Annotated in this window: 16 protein-coding genes and 2 pseudogenes; 14 read left to right on the plus strand and 4 right to left on the minus strand. The window is 47.8% G+C overall.

From position 1 onward, the window contains the following. Positions 1–37: 37 nt before the first annotated feature. The gene (locus tag H6G46_RS01250; RefSeq protein WP_010874220.1) at positions 38–1,303 is read right to left on the minus strand and encodes an EAL domain-containing protein; all 1,266 of its coding nucleotides are present in this window, start codon (positions 1,301–1,303) and stop codon (positions 38–40) included. A 228-nt stretch (positions 1,304–1,531) separates the two neighbouring features. Between H6G46_RS01250 and leuC the strand changes: the two genes are divergently transcribed. Beyond that, complete coding sequence (gene leuC, locus H6G46_RS01255) at positions 1,532–2,938, plus strand: 3-isopropylmalate dehydratase large subunit (RefSeq protein WP_010874219.1); 1,407 nt, start codon at positions 1,532–1,534, stop codon at positions 2,936–2,938. A gap of 104 nt (positions 2,939–3,042) precedes the next feature. On the opposite strand, the pseudogene H6G46_RS01260 reads toward leuC, so the two are convergent. Then, positions 3,043–3,892, minus strand: a pseudogene (locus H6G46_RS01260) (IS630 family transposase). Between the two features lie 8 nt (positions 3,893–3,900). Between H6G46_RS01260 and H6G46_RS18355 the strand changes: the two are divergent. Further along, a pseudogene (locus H6G46_RS18355) lies at positions 3,901–4,023 on the plus strand (IS5/IS1182 family transposase); the annotation flags it as partial. A gap of 81 nt (positions 4,024–4,104) precedes the next feature. Here the strand turns inward: H6G46_RS18355 and H6G46_RS01270 are convergent. Beyond that, a complete protein-coding gene (locus H6G46_RS01270; protein WP_010874216.1) occupies positions 4,105–4,809 on the minus strand; it encodes a response regulator transcription factor in 705 nt (234 codons plus the stop codon). Between the two features lie 238 nt (positions 4,810–5,047). On the opposite strand from H6G46_RS01270, the gene H6G46_RS01275 reads away from it, so the two are divergent. From H6G46_RS01275 to H6G46_RS01285, 3 genes are all read left to right on the plus strand, one after another. After that, positions 5,048–5,797 (plus strand): phycobilisome rod-core linker polypeptide, encoded by a 750-nt coding sequence (locus H6G46_RS01275; RefSeq protein WP_010874215.1) that lies wholly within the window; start codon positions 5,048–5,050, stop codon positions 5,795–5,797. A 184-nt stretch (positions 5,798–5,981) separates the two neighbouring features. Beyond that, positions 5,982–6,425, plus strand: a complete 444-nt coding sequence (locus H6G46_RS01280) for a hypothetical protein (protein ID WP_010874214.1) — start codon at positions 5,982–5,984, stop codon at positions 6,423–6,425. A 27-nt stretch (positions 6,426–6,452) separates the two neighbouring features. Continuing rightward, positions 6,453–8,714 carry a PAS domain S-box protein gene (locus H6G46_RS01285; protein ID WP_014407164.1) on the plus strand — a complete coding sequence of 754 codons (2,262 nt, stop codon included), beginning with the start codon at positions 6,453–6,455 and terminating at the stop codon, positions 8,712–8,714. A 195-nt stretch (positions 8,715–8,909) separates the two neighbouring features. Here the strand turns inward: H6G46_RS01285 and H6G46_RS01290 are convergent, their stop codons facing one another. After that, positions 8,910–9,272: a DUF1815 family protein gene (locus H6G46_RS01290; RefSeq protein ID WP_010874211.1), complete on the minus strand. Its 363-nt coding sequence runs from the start codon at positions 9,270–9,272 to the stop codon at positions 8,910–8,912. A 181-nt stretch (positions 9,273–9,453) separates the two neighbouring features. Between H6G46_RS01290 and H6G46_RS01295 the strand changes: the two genes are divergently transcribed. The 9 genes from H6G46_RS01295 (at position 9,454) to H6G46_RS01335 (ending at position 19,477) form a co-directional block, all read left to right on the plus strand. Continuing rightward, complete coding sequence (locus tag H6G46_RS01295; protein WP_010874210.1) at positions 9,454–9,762, plus strand: hypothetical protein; 309 nt, start codon at positions 9,454–9,456, stop codon at positions 9,760–9,762. A 147-nt stretch (positions 9,763–9,909) separates the two neighbouring features. Then, complete coding sequence (locus tag H6G46_RS01300) at positions 9,910–12,408, plus strand: CPBP family glutamic-type intramembrane protease (protein WP_010874209.1); 2,499 nt, start codon at positions 9,910–9,912, stop codon at positions 12,406–12,408. A 44-nt stretch (positions 12,409–12,452) separates the two neighbouring features. Continuing rightward, the gene (gene pgl / locus H6G46_RS01305; protein WP_010874208.1) at positions 12,453–13,217 is read left to right on the plus strand and encodes a 6-phosphogluconolactonase; all 765 of its coding nucleotides are present in this window, start codon (positions 12,453–12,455) and stop codon (positions 13,215–13,217) included. Positions 13,218–13,320: 103 nt separating this feature from the next. Then, entirely contained in the window at positions 13,321–14,676 is a 1,356-nt protein-coding gene (locus H6G46_RS01310; RefSeq protein ID WP_010874207.1) for an HlyD family efflux transporter periplasmic adaptor subunit, read from the plus strand. Positions 14,677–14,717: 41 nt separating this feature from the next. Further along, positions 14,718–15,869 carry an ABC transporter permease DevC gene (gene devC, locus H6G46_RS01315; protein WP_010874206.1) on the plus strand — a complete coding sequence of 384 codons (1,152 nt, stop codon included), beginning with the start codon at positions 14,718–14,720 and terminating at the stop codon, positions 15,867–15,869. A gap of 114 nt (positions 15,870–15,983) precedes the next feature. Continuing rightward, positions 15,984–16,526 carry a fasciclin domain-containing protein gene (locus H6G46_RS01320; RefSeq protein ID WP_010874205.1) on the plus strand — a complete coding sequence of 181 codons (543 nt, stop codon included), beginning with the start codon at positions 15,984–15,986 and terminating at the stop codon, positions 16,524–16,526. Between the two features lie 153 nt (positions 16,527–16,679). Beyond that, the gene (locus tag H6G46_RS01325) at positions 16,680–18,143 is read left to right on the plus strand and encodes an NAD(P)/FAD-dependent oxidoreductase (RefSeq protein ID WP_014407163.1); all 1,464 of its coding nucleotides are present in this window, start codon (positions 16,680–16,682) and stop codon (positions 18,141–18,143) included. A gap of 144 nt (positions 18,144–18,287) precedes the next feature. Then, the gene (locus tag H6G46_RS01330; RefSeq protein WP_010874203.1) at positions 18,288–18,776 is read left to right on the plus strand and encodes a DUF2231 domain-containing protein; all 489 of its coding nucleotides are present in this window, start codon (positions 18,288–18,290) and stop codon (positions 18,774–18,776) included. Positions 18,777–18,844: 68 nt separating this feature from the next. After that, positions 18,845–19,477: a DUF2231 domain-containing protein gene (locus tag H6G46_RS01335; protein WP_020861928.1), complete on the plus strand. Its 633-nt coding sequence runs from the start codon at positions 18,845–18,847 to the stop codon at positions 19,475–19,477. Positions 19,478–19,631: the final 154 nt, after the last annotated feature.

The following is a 19,631-nucleotide window of genomic DNA, read 5'->3' on the forward strand; positions in this document are numbered from 1 at the left end:
ATTAATCTGCTTAATTTTTCGCATCTTGACTGAACTGTCAGCGCCGTAGGGGCAAAATAGGAACATCCGTGCCCCGGCTTAACAACTCGGTGAAATCTGCCACTGGCAGAGGACGACTAAAAAGATAGCCTTGTAACTCGTCACACCCCATGTGGGCAATGGTATCGTATTCTGCCCAGGTTTCCACCCCTTCAGCCGTTACTCGCAACTCTAGTTCGTGGGCTAGGTTGATAATTGAGGCGGTGATAGTTTTATTCTTGGCGTTTTTGTCAATGTGACGCACAAAGCTTTGATCTATTTTCAGCACATCAAAGGGGAACTGCTGCAGATAACTTAGGGAAGAGTAACCAGTGCCAAAGTCGTCGATCGCCACACTGAAACCCTCAGCCCGGAGTTCATTCAACTGCTTAATGGAATCCTGGACATTTTTCACCAACAAAGTTTCGGTTAATTCCACTTCCAATTGTTGGGGACTGACATCATACTTATGGGTGCCGAGCCGCAAAATGCAAATTAGGTCTTCTCCATGGAATTGTCGGGCAGAAATGTTGATTGCCACTTGTATCGGGTCCAGCCCTTGGTACTGCCATTGCTGACATTGACGTAAAACTGTTTCAATTACCCATTCCCCCACCACGCTGATAAAGCCAGTTTTTTCGGCGATCGGGATGAAAAGTCCCGGCGAAACAAAACCTTTACGGGGATGGTGCCAACGGATCAAGGCTTCACAGCCGGCCAAACAATGGTTGTGGATAGATACTTTGGGTTGGTAGAAGAGAAAAACTTGCCCAGTGTTTAAACCCACTTCTAAATCCCGCCAAATTTCCGCTTCATCCGGGGTGAGGGTCGGTGTACCGATGGTACCAGAACGGCGTGGCCTCTCGGTCAAGGAACTAGATATACTCCCCTGATAAAAGGCTGACAACTTGGCTTGTTTTTGCAGACGGCTATTAACCGCATTCAGTAAATCTTCTTGTTTAAAAGGCTTAATTAAGTAATCATCCGCGCCGGAATTCATGCCCTTACGAAAATCCTGCATAGTACCCAGAGCTGTCAGAAAAATGAAGGGAATAGCCGCGGTTTTGGCGTTCTTTTGCAGGGCTGTAATCAAGCCATGGCCATCCATTTCCGGCATCATCACATCACAGATGATCAAGTCGGGCATCACCTCCAAGGAGTTGAGCAGCCCCAGGGCCACCGCCCCATTTTCTGCTTCTAGAATCTTATAATTTTCCAGACTCAGGGTTTCGCCAATTAACTCCCGAATAATGGCTTCATCCTCGACAACTAAAATAGTACTCATAGGGATTAATCAAATCTTTGTCGCGGGCCAGAGGGAGTTTTCAGACAAGCTCTGAGTGACATCCTAGCCTAATTTCCCAGACTTTAAGACCAAATTGACTGGATTTTTCTCCATTATTGTTCCTAGGTTCAGGTTGTCAGGTCAGGCTAAGATGGTGATAGTCGCTACGACCACCACCCCATTCTCCATTCATTTTCCCTCGGCGATCGCCCTGTCTAGACTTCCACCATGAGCGCAAGAACCTTATTTGACAAAGTTTGGGATCTCCACACCATCAGTGTTTTGCCATCGGGTCAAACCCAACTCTTCATCGGGTTGCACCTGATCCACGAAGTCACCAGTCCCCAGGCCTTTGCCATGCTGAAAGAGCGGGGGTTGCGGGTTATGTATCCAGAAAGAACGGTGGCTACGGTGGACCACATTGTGCCGACGGAAAATCAGCAACGGCCTTTCCAGGATTCCTTAGCTGAAGAAATGATGCAAGCGTTGGAGGTTAATACCAAAGCCCATAATATTCGCTTCCATCCCATTGGCTCCGGCAATCAAGGCATTGTCCATGTCATTGCCCCGGAACAGGGCCTAACCCAACCAGGTATGACCATTGCCTGTGGCGATTCTCACACTTCTACCCACGGGGCCTTCGGGGCGATCGCCTTTGGCATTGGCACTTCCCAAGTGCGGGACGTGTTGGCAGCCCAGAGTTTGAGCTTAAATAAGTTAAAAGTAAGAAAAATTGAGGTTAACGGTGATTTAGCCCCTGGGGTCTACGCCAAGGACGTGATTCTCCACATTATCCGCAAATTGGGCGTTAAGGGCGGGGTGGGCTATGCCTATGAGTATGCCGGATCAACCTTTGTCGCCATGAATATGGAAGAACGCATGACCGTTTGTAATATGTCCATTGAGGGGGGAGCTCGCTGCGGCTATATCAACCCAGATGAAGTAACTTTTGCATACCTCAAAGGGCGGGAGTTTGCTCCCCAAGGGGAAGATTGGGACAAGGCAGTGCAATGGTGGCGCAGTATTGCCAGTGAACCCGATGCGGTGTACGACGATGTGGTTTCCTTCCGGGCAGAGGACATTGAACCCACCGTTACCTGGGGCATTACCCCCGGCCAAGGCATTGGCATCAGTGAGCCGGTTCCTACCCTTGACAGCCTCAACCCCGATGATCAGGCGATCGCCAGCGAAGCCTACAAATATATGCAATTCCAGCCGGGACAACCGCTGAAAGGCACCAAGGTCGATGTTTGTTTCATTGGTAGTTGCACCAATGGTCGTTTGAGCGACCTGGAGGAAGCCGCTAAGGTAGCCAAGGGTCACCAGGTAGCGGCCGGGGTAAAAGCTTTTGTGGTGCCCGGTTCCGAACAAGTCAAGCAACAGGCCGAAGCAGCAGGGCTAGATCAAATTTTCCAAGCGGCGGGTTTTGAATGGCGAGAAGCAGGCTGTTCCATGTGTTTGGCCATGAACCCCGACAAACTCCAGGGTGATCAACTGAGTGCTTCCTCTTCCAACCGTAACTTTAAGGGTCGTCAGGGTTCTGCCTCTGGCCGTACTTTGTTAATGAGTCCAGCGATGGTCGCGGCGGCGGCCATTACGGGGCAAGTAGCTGATGTGCGGGAAGTACTAGGCTAATTTGATTGCTTATTACATTCATCTTCATCCGACCAAACAATCACCATCGAGGGGGGGCTGCTTTGTCATAGGCTAGCATAGCTGATTAGCATAACTATGAGACATTAGACTATGCAGTGATCTTGAATAAATTTATCTATACTAGTATCAGGAGTTGCCTGCATTCTCGCTCTATTTAATGCACTAAAATCATGCTCTATATCATTCAAGTCTGGAGAATAAGTTGGCAAAAATAACATAATGTGTCCTGCGGACTCCACTATTTCTCTAATCTTATTTTTTCGATGAATGGGGGGGGGGTTATCCATAATCAAGATTGATTTCATTGTTAATGTTGGTATTAAAAAGAATTTAAGCCATCCTTCAAAACCTGTTGTATTTAAGCTTCCGGTGAATAACATCGGCGCTATCAAGTCTTTTTGCATTTTTCTTTTTCTCGCTACAAGATTTTCTTTTTTCCCTCTTTTCCCCTGCTTTTCTCCATATACTCTTTCTCCCTTTTTAGACCATCCATAAAGTGAGGATGCAAATTTCTCAAAACCAGCTTCGTCTATGAATACTAGACTTTCAATACCGTATATTAAAACTAACTGCCTCAAGATTTTTTGATATTCTGCTCGCTTTTGGGCATCCCTCTCTTGATAAAGTAACTGTTTTTTTTCTAGTAATCTTCATTTTTTTGAATTGATAACTGAGTGAAGCAGAAGTCACACCAAATTTTTTAGCTCTTTCTTTTAGAAGCATATCAGGATTATTTTTCACATCCTCTTCTAATTCTTTTCTGTTTATCTTACGCTGACGGTTCTCCACTTTCGTTGCCGCAAGCTCTTCTCTGCCCAACCAGCGATAAACTGTTGCTCTGCCCACCCTAAATGTTTTCGAAGCCTTTGTGATTCCACCACCACTCTCGATGAAAACTATAACCTTAATGCGTAAATCAAGATCGTAAGCCATGACTGATTTCGTTTGGCTGATTAAATCGCTATCGGCGATTAAGCAAGGATTACGAACTTTATACCGAAATAAGTGAAGCAATAATTTATGGTGCCCTCATCCGTATAATGCTTTCTCGTATTACCTCTTAATTTTTACTTTAGAAACTAGCTCTCAGAAAGGGGCGTGAACGAGTGAACGGATTCTTGCATGAGTAACCATGGTTTTCAGGGCTAGTTTTTCCCTTGGCACAAAGATTTTTCCGTTAAATTGGCCAGACGATACCCAATGCCATGGACCGTTTCAATGGCATCTGCTGATAAACCGGCACTTTTTAATTTTTGTCGCAAACTCCGCACATGCACCTTAACCGTATCTTCCTCTGGGGGACTCTCCAACTTCCAGATACTATCGATAATCATGCTCCGACTTAGCACCCGACGGCCATTGCGGAGTAGTAATTCCAGAATGCTGTATTCCTTGCGGGTCAAAGACAAAACCTCATTGTCATAACTAACTTCATAGGTGCTTGGATCCAACCTGATTGGCCCCCACTCTAAAACTGGTTGGCACGTTGCACAACCCCGACGCAACAAAGCTCGCACCCTGGCAAATAACTCCCCCAAATCCACTGGCTTGACCACATAATCATCCGCCCCCGCATCCAAGCCCGTGATTTTATCATTGATCGTATCCCTGGCTGTCATCATCAAAATTGGCATTAAATAACTGTGCGATCGCCATTTTTGACAGAGGGTAATCCCGTCCAACTCCGGCAGCATCACATCCAAAATAACGAGGTCATATTCCAGTCGGGAGGCATAGTCCCAGGCGAGGGAAGCGTCGGTGGCAATATCAACGGTGTAAAGCTGGTCACTCAATGCTTCAGCAAGGGTTTCCGCCAGCGGCAAATCATCCTCCACTAAAAGAATTCTCATAGCCCATTGTGCTTTTCTCTATCAACCTCAGCTTACCTGAAGGGGTGAACAGGTCTGGGTTAATTCATGTTGCGAAATGTAACAGTTTTAGTCGCATCAGCTAACTTTCCGATTTCTTTACGATTTTCTCCCCCTTTTCTTCAATTTTACTTTGTTAGGATCGCATTTTTAATGCCAACACATACCAGTTATTGGCTGGACATTAAACAACTTTTAAGTTTAATTACTAACTTTATCTATGACACTGCCTTTAATTGCTTATGCTCCCGTTAGTCAGAATCAACGGGTTACCAACTACGAAGTCTCTGGAGATGAACACGCTCGTATTTTCACCACGGAGGGCACCCTTTCTCCCTCTGCCATGGATAATCTGATCGCCGCAGCCTATCGTCAGGTGTTCAACGAGCAACAAATGATTCAAAGTAATCGGCAGATTGCCTTAGAATCCCAATTCAAAAATCAGCAAATTACCGTGCGGGATTTTATCCGTGGTCTAGCTCTTTCGGATAGCTTTCGTCGTCGCAATTTTGAAGTAAATAATAATTATCGTTTTGTACAAATGTGTATTCAACGATTACTGGGTCGAGATGTTTATAGTGAAGAAGAAAAAATTGCTTGGTCCATTGTGATCGCCACTAAAGGGTTACCTGGCTTCATCAACGAACTGCTCAATAGTCAAGAATATTTAGAAAACTTTGGCTACGATACTGTGCCCTATCAACGGCGGCGCATTCTGCCCCAACGGATTAGTGGTGAGTTACCCTTTGCCCGGATGCCCCGTTACGGTGCTGATCATCGGGAAAAATTAGAGGCGATCGGCTACTTCCGCAACCAAGCTCCGTTAACTTACCGTTGGGAATGGCAAAAGCAACCCTATCCCGCCGGGGTTTATCTAGCAGGGAAAGTCGTGCTTTACGTCGGAGGGGCGTTAGTCAGTTTAGGGATAATTGCCGTTGCCCTTAGTGCTTGGGGCATTATTGGGTTGTAGTTTTTTTGACGGTAAAGCCAAGCTGAAGGCTGACAAAATCTATACTGTTATATCCCCCTTTCCTGGGGGACTTAGGCGGTTTAATAACTGGGGTTTTTGCTAGAAATATTTTGGCGTTTAATTATTTATTCTCTGGTTTAATATTTCGAGACTTTGCAGACTTTGTATTTGAGGCCAGACTCCAATGTTGAAACTAGCCGGTAAAAAAGCCTCTGCCCTGACCTGCAAGAAAACGAAGGCAAAAATTGGTATCCTAGAAATGGATCGGCAGTGGTATCAATCAGTCAAGCGATTTTTATGTCCAAGTTTTGAAATTTCTGCTATCAACTTCCAAGATATTTTGTTTAACAATGTTGACGTTGGAGAATATCATTCGATCCTAGTTGGTTGCGGGATTAAATATGAATCAATTGATATTTCAGCTACTTTAGATTTAGTGACCATTATTAAAAAATTGTCTGCTAAGCCGCCGGCCCTACTACTAATTACGGATTGTGCCGACAGTCAGATCACGGTACAAGCTCGCAGTTACCTGCCCCAAATTGACGGCGTTTTTGCCAAGGATCATGATTTAGCTTTATTGTTAAAAGTCATGAAAATTATTGCCAAACAAAAATATTTTAAGTAAGGTTTTTCTACTGGGATTCGCTAATATATGGGCAAATTTCTAATTCCAATCGAATTTGTTTTTCTGGCGATCGCCATGACCTGTTATTTATGGCACAGACAAAACCAAGAACGCCGCAGGATTGAAATTAGCATCAAGCAACAAACCCAACGGGAACGATTTATTAACCAAATTACCCAACATATCCGCCAATCTTTAAACTTGGAAACGGTTTTAAATACCACCGTCGCTGAAGTTAAAACCCTGTTGCAAGTTGATCGAGTTCTAATTTATCGCATTTGGCAAGATGGCACGGGCAGCGCCATTACGGAATCGGTGAATGCCAATTATCCTAGTATTTTAGGGCGGACCTTTTCCGATGAAGTTTTTCCCGTTGAATACCATCAAGCCTACACCAAAGGTAAAGTACGGGCCATTAATGACATTGACCAGGATGACATAGAGATTTGCCTAGCTGATTTCGTCAAACAATTTGGCGTGAAATCAAAATTAGTAGTGCCCATTCTTCAACATAATCGTGCTTCTTCCCTAGATAATGAATCAGAATTTCCCTATCTTTGGGGGCTGTTAATTACCCATCAATGTGCTTTTACCCGGCCATGGCAACCGTGGGAAGTGGAGTTAATGAAACAGCTAGCCAATCAGGTCGCGATCGCCATCCAACAATCGGAATTATATGAGCAATTACAGCAACTCAATAAAGATTTGGAAAACCGAGTCGAAAAACGCACCCAGCAACTTGCCGCCACCAATCAATCCCTAAGAATGGAAATCAGTGAGCGACAAAAAACGGAAGCCGCTCTCCGCCACACTAACCATACTCTGCAATCCCTGATTGCGGCCTCCCCCAGGGGTATTTTTACCCTTAATTTAGCAGACCAAATTCAGATTTGGAATCCTACAGCAGAACGTATTTTTGGTTGGACAGAAACAGAAATTATTGCCCATCCAGAATTATTAACATCCAACATTTTGCTGGAAGATTATCAGCAATTTAAACAGAAAGTTTTATCAGGCATGGTTTCCCCTAGCCTAGAATTAAAATGTCAAAAAAAAGATGGTAGTTGGATTGAAATTGTCCTTTCCGCTGCTCCCCTATTGGATAGTGAAGAAAATATTGCCGGATTGGTGGCGGTTGTCGCCGATATTACCGAGCAAAAGCGGCAGGCAGAACAAATTCGTTTGCTACAATCCGTTGTGGTTAATACTAATGATGCGGTGGTGATTACGGAAGCGGAGCCCATTGATGATCCCGGGCCGAGAATTCTCTATGTCAATGAAGCATTTACTAAAATCACCGGTTATACTGCTGAAGAAATGCTAGGCAAAACCCCCCGAGTTTTACAGGGACCAAAAACTAGTCGCACTGAATTAGATAGGGTGCGGCAAGCCATTAGTCAATGGCAATCAGTTACCGTTGAAGTGATTAATTATCGTAAGGATGGCAGTGAGTTTTGGGTGGAATTTAGTCTGGTGCCCGTTGCCAATAAAACAGGTTTTTACACCCATTGGATTGCTGTGCAAAGGGATGTCACTGAGCGCCGACGCACGGAGGAAGTCCGCCTAGCTTTAGAACGGGAAAAAGAATTAAGCCGCCTAAAAACTCGTTTTTTCTCCATGGCTTCCCATGAATTTCGTACTCCCCTCAGTACGGCCTTAGCTGCTGCCCAATTACTGGAAAATTCTGAAGTGGCCTGGCTTGATCCCGATAAGCGTAGCCGGAACTTACACCGTATTCAAAATTCCGTGAAAAATATGGTACAGCTCCTGGATGATATTTTAATCATTAACCGTGCCGAAGCGGGCAAATTGGAATTTAATCCTAATTGGTTAGATTTGAAATTATTGTTCCAGCAATTTATCGAAGAAATTCAATTAAGTGTCAGTGACCAATATTATTTTGACTTTATTTGTAGCGCTCAAGATACGAAGGCATTGGTGGATGAAAGGTTAGTGCGGTCTATTTTATCTAATCTGTTATCTAATGCGATTAAATACTCTCCCGGGGGAGGGCAGATTAAAATTGCCCTAAGCCTAGATTCGGAACAGATTATTTTTGAAGTCACCGACCAGGGCATTGGCATTTCGCCAGAGGACCAAAAGCAAATTTTTGAACCCTTTCATCGGGGCAAAAATGTCAGAAATATTACGGGAACAGGACTCGGTTTAATGGTTGCCAAGAAATGTGTTGACTTACACAGTGGCAGTATCTTGCTAAAAAGTGCAGTTGACCAGGGAACAACAGTTACTATCTGTTTAAAACGCTATAACCATTTGCCTCGAGCTTAGGCGTAGAAACATGTCACGGCAATTCCCAAGCTCTAATTTTAGGTTCGGCGTGGGTATTTTACTTTCCACAGTTTTGACCGGCAGGGGAGTCAACACCTTACGGTAAAACAAACTATTCCAGCTCCCTTGCTTTACAGGGGACTATCAGCGGGAATTTCCTGGTAACTCACGCTATCGGGGGTTATGGCAAGGGCCCTAGACTAGTTGTAGTTGGGCGGTTTTGCGCTTTTTGCGGCCACCTTTGGGGGCATCTGCTAGGCAATATTTGACCACATTGGCCAATTCTTCCAATTGGGCGATCGCCTCGGCTCCTTCTAATTTCATTAATTCTCGGTCATCCCGCATTTCTGTCCAGGTGATGCCGTAGTCCGATACCAAAAAGCGGATCAGATGATTTTCCCCCAAGCTCACCATGAAGGAGGCGCTGTTGAGTTGGTCGCCACAGGTGTAGCAAGAAGCAATGTAGCCCCGATTTTCGAGCACAGTGGCCAAAGCCCTCAAGCTCATGACTAAATCCTTCACGAAATCGCGGTGTTGCTGGGCAAGTCGAGTAAACACATTTCCTCCGAAAATAAGCTAGCTTTTAAAATCTTAATACTTTTTTAAGATTTTCACAGAGGCCTTGTCCGGAAAGGCTAATTTAATACTGTTCAAACTGGTCTGGAAATCCCGGTCGGTCGGGCCATGGTAATTATCCATCGGCCGGGCCACTGAAATAATCAACCAATTACACTGTCAGATGGGGAAAGGCAAAGCCGATCCAGGGAAGTGTTGTTGCTGTCCAAAAAAGTCACCAATCAGCCTGGGCTTTTTGCCAATCCTCCGTGATCTTAGCGTGATTATTAAAATGGCGATGGCCTTTATACAACTCTTAACCGAAAACAATCCGAGTGGGGAATTTGTTTTTGGTCTATGGAGTGGTGCTGGGCCAGGGGAAACCCTGATTGAAGAATTTTTAAAAATCTTAGAAAAAATTCACAATCTACGGCGAAGGACGATGGAAAAAGCTTCGGAGTTCTGCTTTAGGTCAAAGTTTCTTGAAAATTAAGTTTTTTTCCAGGTCTGAAGCCTTGACAATCCCCGTTGGTGATTTATACTTAGGACAGGTGTGAGGAAATTAGAAAAACATCTGGAGTCGAAACAAGGAAAGACGCCCCAGGTGTTTTTTTATGGCAATTTTTAGGGCAGTCCACAGATGAAGCAATGGCGCTGGCGGATGGTATTGGTGGCGATCGCCGCTCTGGTGGTGATTTCCCTAGCTACGCTGTTTCAACCTCAGGAAACCTCTGGCCGCATCCCGGATTATCAAATTAGCAGTCAGTTGCCCGCCAACCAGGTAGATTATTATCCTCTGCAACAGAATTTAGATGAGGCGTATTATCGGCCTTTGGGAGAGTGGTTGGGTCGTTTAATCCTGCCGACGGTGGAAGAAACTAAAGCCAGGACAGGAGATTGGGTTTGGTTGGAACTGTATCAAGCGCCTTCTATCCAACAGGGATTAGTGGGACAAAAACTCCGTCTCACCTGGCAGAGCAATGCTGATTTGGACAGATACCTCAAACTAGTGACCACGGATGTAAATTTTACCCCTGCCGCTTTGAAGAGTGAACAGGCAGGAAATTTATTGCCCAACCGTTTAAATGGGCGATCGCAGGTGGGGCCTTTGCAATCCTTGGCCGGAGCTAGACCAGTGGACGATGTGCTGGTGCGGTTTGTCCAGGCCCAAGTTAATGTTCCTGTGGGCAACCAGGCGGAAATTAAACTGGCCACCATGCCGGAAATGGTGACGGGACGCTACCAAGCCCTGGTGAAAATTATTGGCCCTGCGCCCAATGCTCCCGCCAATGCCATACCGCAGGATTGCCCTGGAACTAAACCCTGCCCAGCGGATTTGATGCTGGTGCAACATTACAACCCTGGCAGTAAAGAGTTTGACGGGCCCCAGGAAACCATTCGCATTCCCCAACAACCCCACTTAAACGGCGATCGGTTTATGTCCACCCCCAGGGATTTGGCTAGTTCCCCCGTGGGTCAGGCGGGTTGGTACGTCTATGGTGCCCAGGGAAAAGATGGCATATTTACGGTCCAATCCCTCAACCCCCGATCCTTGGTGCAATTGCAACCCGATGAACAAATTTTTCGCCTCGGTCCCGGTCGGGACTACATTAGTCACAAAAATTGGCAGAATACCCCTGCTCGCAAAGGCACAGTCCAAAAGGTTTTAGTTGATCCCCGCAGTGATTCCCCCGCAGTAGCTTTAGGGCAATGGCAAGAAGGCGATCGCCTGTTGGGGATGCATTTATTTGGCGGCATTGGGGGCGCATTGGGGGAAAAAATTATGTTGGGTACGGTGACGGGGCATTTTTCCTTTAGCTTGCCCAAAGTTATCCGGGATCCCTTTACAGAGGAGTTGCAGTGGGAAATTCCCTACTATCAGGTCTATGCCCATAATCCCCAGGGCATCATTGCTGGTTCCCAAACCTGGGAAAACTACGCGGGTAATTTGCAGCGGGGCTGGATTCAGAGTCGTCCTTTTGCCGATGTAGTAGTCAAACTGGATGTGTTGGAGGACTATAACTTCGGCGGCTCCGTACTTTCTCCCCTGGATGAGTTGCAAAAACAATTGCAAATCATGATGGCTCGATACCGCACGGGGGATGGCACTGGCTACGCAGGGGTTAGTCCAGCAGCTTCCTGTGTACAGGATTCCAACCAAGCTTTGTACTTGGCCATTGTTGGTCTACAGCAAAAGGTGCAAAATAGCCCGGAAATTATCACTTGGTTAGCCCAGCATGGCAATTCCCCGGAAAATCAACGTTTCCAACGGCTACAGCAATTAGGCGATCGCCTGTTGACGATGTTAAAACCCAGGGGTATTACCAGGGAAGATTGGCAAAACAATGCCGCCACCCTAGCCGGTTTAGATCCGGATAATCCCACCAATCAATACGATTTCATCCAGGAAAATACCCTAGCCAATGCCCTGCTCAGTTGGCAGTCCATGTTGCCCCGGTTGAATCAGGATATTCTCAACCAAATTTTCTTGGAACAGGGTGCTCAGCTTTGGTTTATGCGCCCCAACCAAGTGGGAGGATCGATGCCGGAAATTTTACCCCTGGCCCCCACTGGTATTTTTGGCGATGTGCCTGTTCTTTCCGCCTTAGCTCGGCGCATTTTGGCCGCGATAGTATTTTTACCCCGGCCCCAGGATTGGCAATTCTTCGGGATCGCTGTTGTCGTCTACGGGGCGATCGCCATGACCTTGGGCTTTAAATTTGGTCTATTGCAATGGCAATGGTGGGGGCAATCCTTGGGGGGCAGTATGAAGTCAATCCTGGCCCTATTCTTTCTGCCGGCGCTGGGGGAAGAATTAGTGTTTCGGGTTATGCTGTTGCCCTATCCCACGGAACTGAATTTGTTTTGGCCAACGCTGGGGGCCATGCTGCTGAGTTTAGTGCTCTTTTTGCTCTACCATCCCCTCAACGCCCTCCTGTTTTATCCCAGGGGAAGAAATGTATTTTTCCAGCCTATTTTTCTCGGTCTTACCGGACTACTGGCGGTGGCAACCACAGCAATTTATTGGCACAGTGGCTCCCTATGGTTAATCGCCATTTTCCATTGGTTGGTGGTGGTAACGTGGCTAATGCTCTTGGGGGGTTACGGTAAATTAGCCCATCAAAAAGCCAAAAGATGAAGAAATTCCACAATTCCTTTACCTAAACGGGAAACGACTCCAAGATGGAGGGGAAAAACAAGATTATCCATTCCCCAGAGGTTTCCATGGCTCCCCAAGTGGATGTGTTGATAAATAAACAAATTTTGATTGAACGGGCCCTGGTCTGTGTCACCACTCGTATTACCAAGGCGATCGCCGAGCGGGGTCAAGGCACCATTGCCCTATCGGGGGGCAACACCCCTAAACCGTTATATGAAGCCCTCGCCCGCCAAGCCCTCCCCTGGGAAAAGATCCACGTTTTTTGGGGCGATGAACGTTATGTTTCCGTGGACCACCCCGACAGTAACCAACGCATGGCCCGCCTCGCTTGGTTGGACCAGGTGGACATTCCCGAAGCCAATATTCATCCCATGCCTACTGCTGCGGCCGATCCTGAGCAGGATGCCCAGACCTATGAAAATGAGTTGGCCACCTTTTTCCAGGTGGAAGCAGGACATTTCCCCGCCTTTGACTTAATCCTTTTAGGTTTAGGGGACGACGGCCACACCGCTTCCCTTTTTCCCCATACCCCCGCCCTGACCGTTGGCGATCGCCTAATTACGGTGGGCAATAAAGATGGCCAACCCCGGTTAACTTTTACTATTCCCCTGATTAACCGAGCCCGTTCGGTAGTTTTTCTCGTAGCAGGGGCCAGTAAACAGCATGCATTAGGGGAAATTTTTGCCCCCGAAGCCGACCCCCAACAATATCCAGCCCGGTTTATCCAGCCCCAGGGGGAACTGATCTGGCTTCTGGACCAACAGGCGGGGGAAAATCTACGCCCTTGAAAGCCAGCAATAAGCAATAACTGTGTCCCCGTGCCCTGAATCCTCCCGTATCAAAATGTTACAATCCATTTAGCATTTTCAAGCTATTGGCCCTTTTTGCTTTATGGGTGAATCCACTAGGACTGGACAACTTACCAACCCTGACCATAGCCTCCGTTGGATCATTTTGGCCATGGTGGTGGGGGTTTTATTCACCGGGGGCATAATTTTTTACAGTCTCCGTTCCGGGGTCAATCAAGGGGAGGATAACGCTTCCAGTGCCCTTTCTCCCGCAACTCAAGCTCCAGAAGACAAGCCCGTGGCCGCCCTGGGACGCATTGCTCCCCTAGGGGAAATTATTAAGCTTTCCGCTTCCCCCGGTTCTTTTGGTGGGGCGAAAGTAGCCAGAGTATTAGTCAAAGAAGGGGACAAAGTCAAAGAAGGCCAGGTGGTGGCAGTGCTGGATTCCTACGAACAAAAAGCCGCCGCTGTGGTTTCTGCCCAGGAATCGGTTCGGGTAGCCCAAGCAGATTTGGCCATCATTGAAGCCGGTGCCAAACGGGGAGAAATCGCTGCCCAGGAGTCCCAAGTCCGGAAAGCCCAGGCGGAATTAGAACAGAATTTTGCTGTCAACCAAGCCGCCCTGGCCAATTTGGTTAAGCAGTTGGAAGGGGAAAAGTTAGAGCAACAGGCCACCATCGATCGCCTACAGGCAGAGGTAAATCAAGCGGCCAACGATGACCGGCGTTATCGGAGTTTGGCGGAAAATGGGGCGATCGCCATGGCAGACTGGGAACAGCGACGTTTGAATTTGGAGACCAGCAACCAGCGCTTGCGAGAAGCCCAGGCTCGGCTAATGAAAACCGAAGCTACTTTAGAAGAACAAATTCGGGAACAGCAATCAGTCCGAGATAAGGACGCCCAAACCATGGTGCTGGAAAGGGAATCGGCCCGGGCCACCCTATCTCAAATTGCCGAAATTCGTCCGGTGGATGTGCAAAAAGCCAAAGCAGAATTGAATTTGGCCATGGCCCGTTTCCAGGAAGCCCGAGCTGAGTTGGACACTGCCCTGGTGCGGGCTCCGGTGGATTCCCAGGTGTTAAAAATTTATACTCGCCCTGGAGAAAAAGTTAGTGATACCAATGGCATCCTCGATCTCGGCATTACGTCCCAAATGATTGTGGTGGCGGAAGTGTATGAAAATGACATTGGCCGGGTGGAACTAGGTCAAACTGCTTGGGTGCGTAGTGAAAACGACAGCTTTAGCGGTGAATTGGAAGGGCGAGTTACCAATATTGGTTTGAGAATTGGCAAAAATGATGTGCTGGACTCCGACCCCGCCGCCGACATTGATGCCAGGGTGGTGGAAGTAAAAATTGCCCTCAGTCCCAGCGCCAGCAAAACCGTGGCCGGCTTGAGCAACGCCAAAGTGGTGGTCAAAATTGAACCCGACAGCGCTCCTCCTTCTGCCCCCAACTAACAATCAATCAACCAAAGATTTATCCATCAGTACATTAGTAGATGAAAATTCCCCTTGCCTGGCACCAGCTATTCCATGAAAGGATGCGACTCCTGGCGGCGATCGCCGGCATTGCCTTTGCCGATGTGCTGATTTTTATGCAACTGGGGTTCAAAAATGCCTTGTTTGACAGTGCAGTCCGGGTTCCTAAAAGTTTGCAAGGGGATTTATTCATTCTCAGTACCCAAACGGACACCTTTGTTAACCCCACCCCTTTTGCAGCCCGCCGTTTATACCAGGCCATGGGCAACGCCTCTGTTAAGGATGGCACTAGCCTCTACATTGACATCAACCGCTGGAAAAACCCGGAAACTAAAGTCAGCCGCCAGATTTACATCATGGGTTTCAACCCCGTTAACAATCCGATCAATCTACCAGGGGTAGCCGAAAATTTAGATTTGATTAAGCGCCCCGACGTGTTCCTGTTTGACCAAGACTCCAGGGAAGAATTTGGCCCAGTGCCGGCCCTGTTAGAAGCCGACGGCCCAGTTTTCACCGAAGTGGGTAATCGCCGCATCCAGGTGCAGGGTTTATTCACCCTCGGTTCTTCCTTTGGGGCGGATGGGACTTTAATTACCAGCGATTTGAATTTCTTCCGTCTTTTTCCTAATCGGGACCGCAGTTCCATTGATGCGGGTATTTTGCAACTCAAACCCGGCGCTGATCCGGAAAAAGTAGCGGAGGAAATCCGCCAAGAGTTAACCGAGGGGGATGTCCAGGTTTTCACCAAGGAAAAGTTAGTCCAATACGAATTGAATTATTGGCAAACCCGCACCACCATTGGTTTTGTCTTTGGTTTGGGCACCGCTATGGGTTTCATTGTGGGCACCGTCATTGTTTACCAAATTCTCTACACCGACGTTTCTGACCATTTACCGGAATATGCCACCCTCAAAGCCATTGGCTACGGCGATCGTTATTTGTTGGGAGTTGTGTTCCAAGAAGCCCTATTGCTAGCAGTGATTGGCTTTTTACCCAGTTTTGGCTTGGGGATTCTACTCTACACCAACACAGCCCGGGCCACGGGTTTGCCCCTGATTATGACCACGGCCAGGGCGTTAACTGTATTAATTATGACCATTGCCATGTGTTGCATTTCCGGGGCGATCGCCGTGGGGCGTTTGCGGGCCGCAGATCCGGCGGATATTTTCTAACCTGTGTTCAGGGGTCAGCTTGTGCCAGTGGCAATTTTGTCTTAACATTTCTTCACAAAAATTTATAATTTGTCATAATAGCGATGGACAGTCTTCTCACTAGGAAACATTGCTATGAAAACCGCTGCTAGAATTGTTGCTTTTACCGCTCTGACTGGATTTGCCCTGGGGATGCCCACCGTTGCCATGGCGGAAATGGAAACCACCGAAAAATCTGCCGTAGTTAGTCAAGCCGCCACGGACAGCGCCATGACTATTGTGGAAGTCGCCGCAGGCAATGAAACTTTCAGTACCCTCGTTGCAGCAGTCAAAGCGGCTGATTTAGTGGAAGCTTTATCCGCTGAAGGCCCCTTTACCGTTTTTGCCCCCACCAATGATGCCTTTGCCGCTCTGCCCGCTGGTACGGTGGAAAGTCTGTTGTTGCCCGAAAACAAAGATAAATTGGTGAAAATTTTGACCTACCACGTCGTTCCTGGCAAAATCACCGCCGCCCAGGTTCAATCCGGTGAAGTGGCATCCCTAGCTGGGGAAGCCCTCACCTTCAAAGTCAAAGATGGCAAAGTGAAAGTTAACAAAGCCACTGTCATTTCCGCCGATGTGGATGCCAGCAACGGTGTAATCCATGTCATTGACCAAGTAATTCTGCCTCCTATGTAATTCGTCTGATTAACCTAAGATCTTTGGCCTAAGTTTTGTTAAGTGGGGTTCCAGTTTCCAGGAAATTGGCCCCACTTTTTACTTGCGTGCTACCTTTACAGGGGAAGTGCCTCCGGGCATAGTGAAACTTGTTCGGGAGTGGGATGGAAAACTGTGGCCATTAATTCGTCTGATTCAGCAACAACGGTGATTATCGGTGGTGGTTTTGTTGGACTATTCACTGCTCTCCATCTGCGTCATCATCAGCACGCCGGCCCCATTGTCCTAGTGGAACCCCAGGCAAATTTTGTCTTTAAGCCCATGCTCTACGAGTTGCTCACCGAAGAGTTACCAGAGTCGGTGGTTTGTCCCAGTTATGAAAAATTGTTGGCCGATAGCGGCATTGATATAGTCCAAGCCCGAGTTGCGGATGTGCAATTGAAGGAAAAACGGTTAGTACTTGATTCTGGCCAAGAACAGCATTATGACTATTTGGTGCTGGCAGTGGGGTCAGTGCAGGGGTATTTGGGGGCCCAGGGGGCGGCAGAAAATGCCTTTGCTTTCCGTTCCCAAACCGAGGCGATCGCCCTTAGGGATCATCTCAAAGCCTGTTTAGAAAAGTCGTTAACCACAGCAGATCAAGCGGAAAAAGAAAGATTATTGACCGTGGCGATCGTGGGGGCCGGGCCGGCGGGGGTGGAAATGGCGGCCACGTTGGCGGATTTACTGCCCAGTTGGTATGTGCCCATGGGGGGCAATATCAACGATTTAAAAATTTACTTGGTCAACCATGCGCCGGGAATTTTGGCCGGGGATGCCAATAGCGGGCTCAAGCGCTGTGCCCTGGAGGAGTTGCAAGCTAGAACTATTCCGGTGACGTTGAAGTTAGGGGTGGGGGTCAAAAGCGTTACCCCGGAAAGTTTGCAGTTTGTGGAAACTGGGGAGGAGGAATTGCGCCACTTAGACACTGGCACCACCATTTGGACCGCCGGCACAGCGGTTAACCCTCTACTCAAAACCCTCAAGGAACAGATTCCGGCCGAGGAACTCGATCGCCATGGGCAACCCCTAGTAACCAGTACTTTGCAATTGCCTAGTTTTCCCCAGGTATTTGCCGCCGGGGACTGTGTGACAGTCAAAGATAATCCCAAACCGGCCCTGGCCCAGATTGCCTACCAACAAGGAGCGGCGATCGCCAAAAATTTAATGGCGGTACACAATGGTAAACCGTTAGTTAGTCCCGATCCCCAACTGCGGGGCACATTGATGAAGTTGGGCTTGAACAATGGGGTAGCCAATTTATTTGACCGGGTACGCATCCAAGGCAAGGCAGGGGATTTATTGCGGAATGCCACCTATCTAGAGCTATTGCCCACTCCTCTGCATAACTTCAAATCCACCACCCAATGGCTAGCGGAAGAAACCATCGACCGTTTCCATCGTCCCCACGCCCCCACCGCCCAGGAACTAAAATGGGCCGCCATGACCCCAGCCCAACGGCAGGAACACCAAGGCATCAAGGCGATCGCCATCATTGCGCCCCTGATTTTTATCGTCCTGTTGTACCTTGGCTTCAAAACACCGGAAAGGGAAAGGGCTCCTTTCGTCCCCCAACCTAGCCCCGGTATGAATCGGTAGGGGGGTTAACCTATGGCCAATTACTTTTAATTTTTTATTAGTTTTTAAATTAGCTAAATTTGTATTTAAATCTGTTCTTGACCTGACCACACCGGCAACTATTAACTTCAGCCCCCAAACCCAACCACTTTGCGGAACCTGCCCATGTTCACCCTCAATGACCAAAATCTGCCCTACCCCGATACCCTCCATCCCATCATTGTCCACTTTGTCATTGGCATGGTTTTCTTTGCCTACATTAGTGAACTGGTGGGCTACCTCCAAAAAAAGCCTCGGTTCTTTGAAGTCGCTTGGTGGAATTGGCTCACAGCGGCGATCGCCATTTTTTTTGCAGTGATTTTTGGGGAATTTGAAGCGGCTCTAGCGATGCCCTACCCGGCGGCCCAACCGGCATTGGATTGGCACACGGTCAACGGCTGGTCATTGTCTGCCATTTTGGCAGGGTTAACGGCTTGGCGGGGAGTGTTGAGGGTGCGAAATCCGCTGAAAACCAGCCTGCCTTTCCTCATGCTAGCCACTGTATTTATGGTGTTAGTATGCATCCAAATCTTCCTTGGCTCCCTAGTGGATTGGGTTTATGGTCTGCACACCCTACCCGTAGTCCAAGCAACCAAAGACGGCATTATTCCCTAGTCTTAACAAGTTTTCAAAATAGAAGTTTTACCCCCCATCTCATTTTCACTGAGGAAATTGACCGCACCATGAACCCTTCCCTGATTGACCAACTCAAAGAAATTGGCCTCCAGCTAGGCACCAATGGTCTGCCCTACCGATTTCCCATCCATCCCAATTTGGTTCATTTCAGTCTGGGGTTATTCATCATTGCCCTAATTTTTGATTTTGCGGGCGTATTTTTCCCCTTGGAGCGGCCAATTCTCAAAGGGTTTGCCATTCCCGCCCAGCGCCAAAACTTCTTTGATGTGGGTTGGTACAATGCCGTGGCCGGTGCCTTCATTAGTTTTTTCACGGTGGCGGCGGGCTTTTTTGAAATTCTTTTGGCCCAACCTCCCACAAATCAAGTCAGTGATTGGGGCATTGGCGCTGGTACTACCATGTTGCTCCATGGCGTGGGGGGCATCCTGCTACTGGCGATGATGGTGGGCACAACTATTTGGCGGGGCTATCAACGGTTTGTTTGGCGCACCAATTGCCGCAATGAAGTTAGCTGGGCCTATCTCGGTTTTGCCCTATTTCTCATGGCCTATATGGCCATCCATGGCACCCTGGGGGCCCAACTGGGGGCAGAATTTGGCGTACACAATACGGCGGCCCATATCCTCCGCATGGGGGAAAATCCCAATGTGGTGCTCAGTGAGGGAGGTATGGATCTTTGACGGTTTGTCGGCAAAATTTTGCCAAAGTGTGGAACAACGCTAATCCGATCAAAGCAAAGGAAATTTCCCTAAGAACGTTTTTAGACAGTTTTATTGCGTCCCCTAAATCGACCGGAATACTGGGGGAATTTCACTCACTTTTCCCCAAAATTGG

It is taken from the genome of Synechocystis sp. FACHB-908, assembly GCF_014698595.1.
Lineage (GTDB): Bacteria > Cyanobacteriota > Cyanobacteriia > Cyanobacteriales > Microcystaceae > Synechocystis.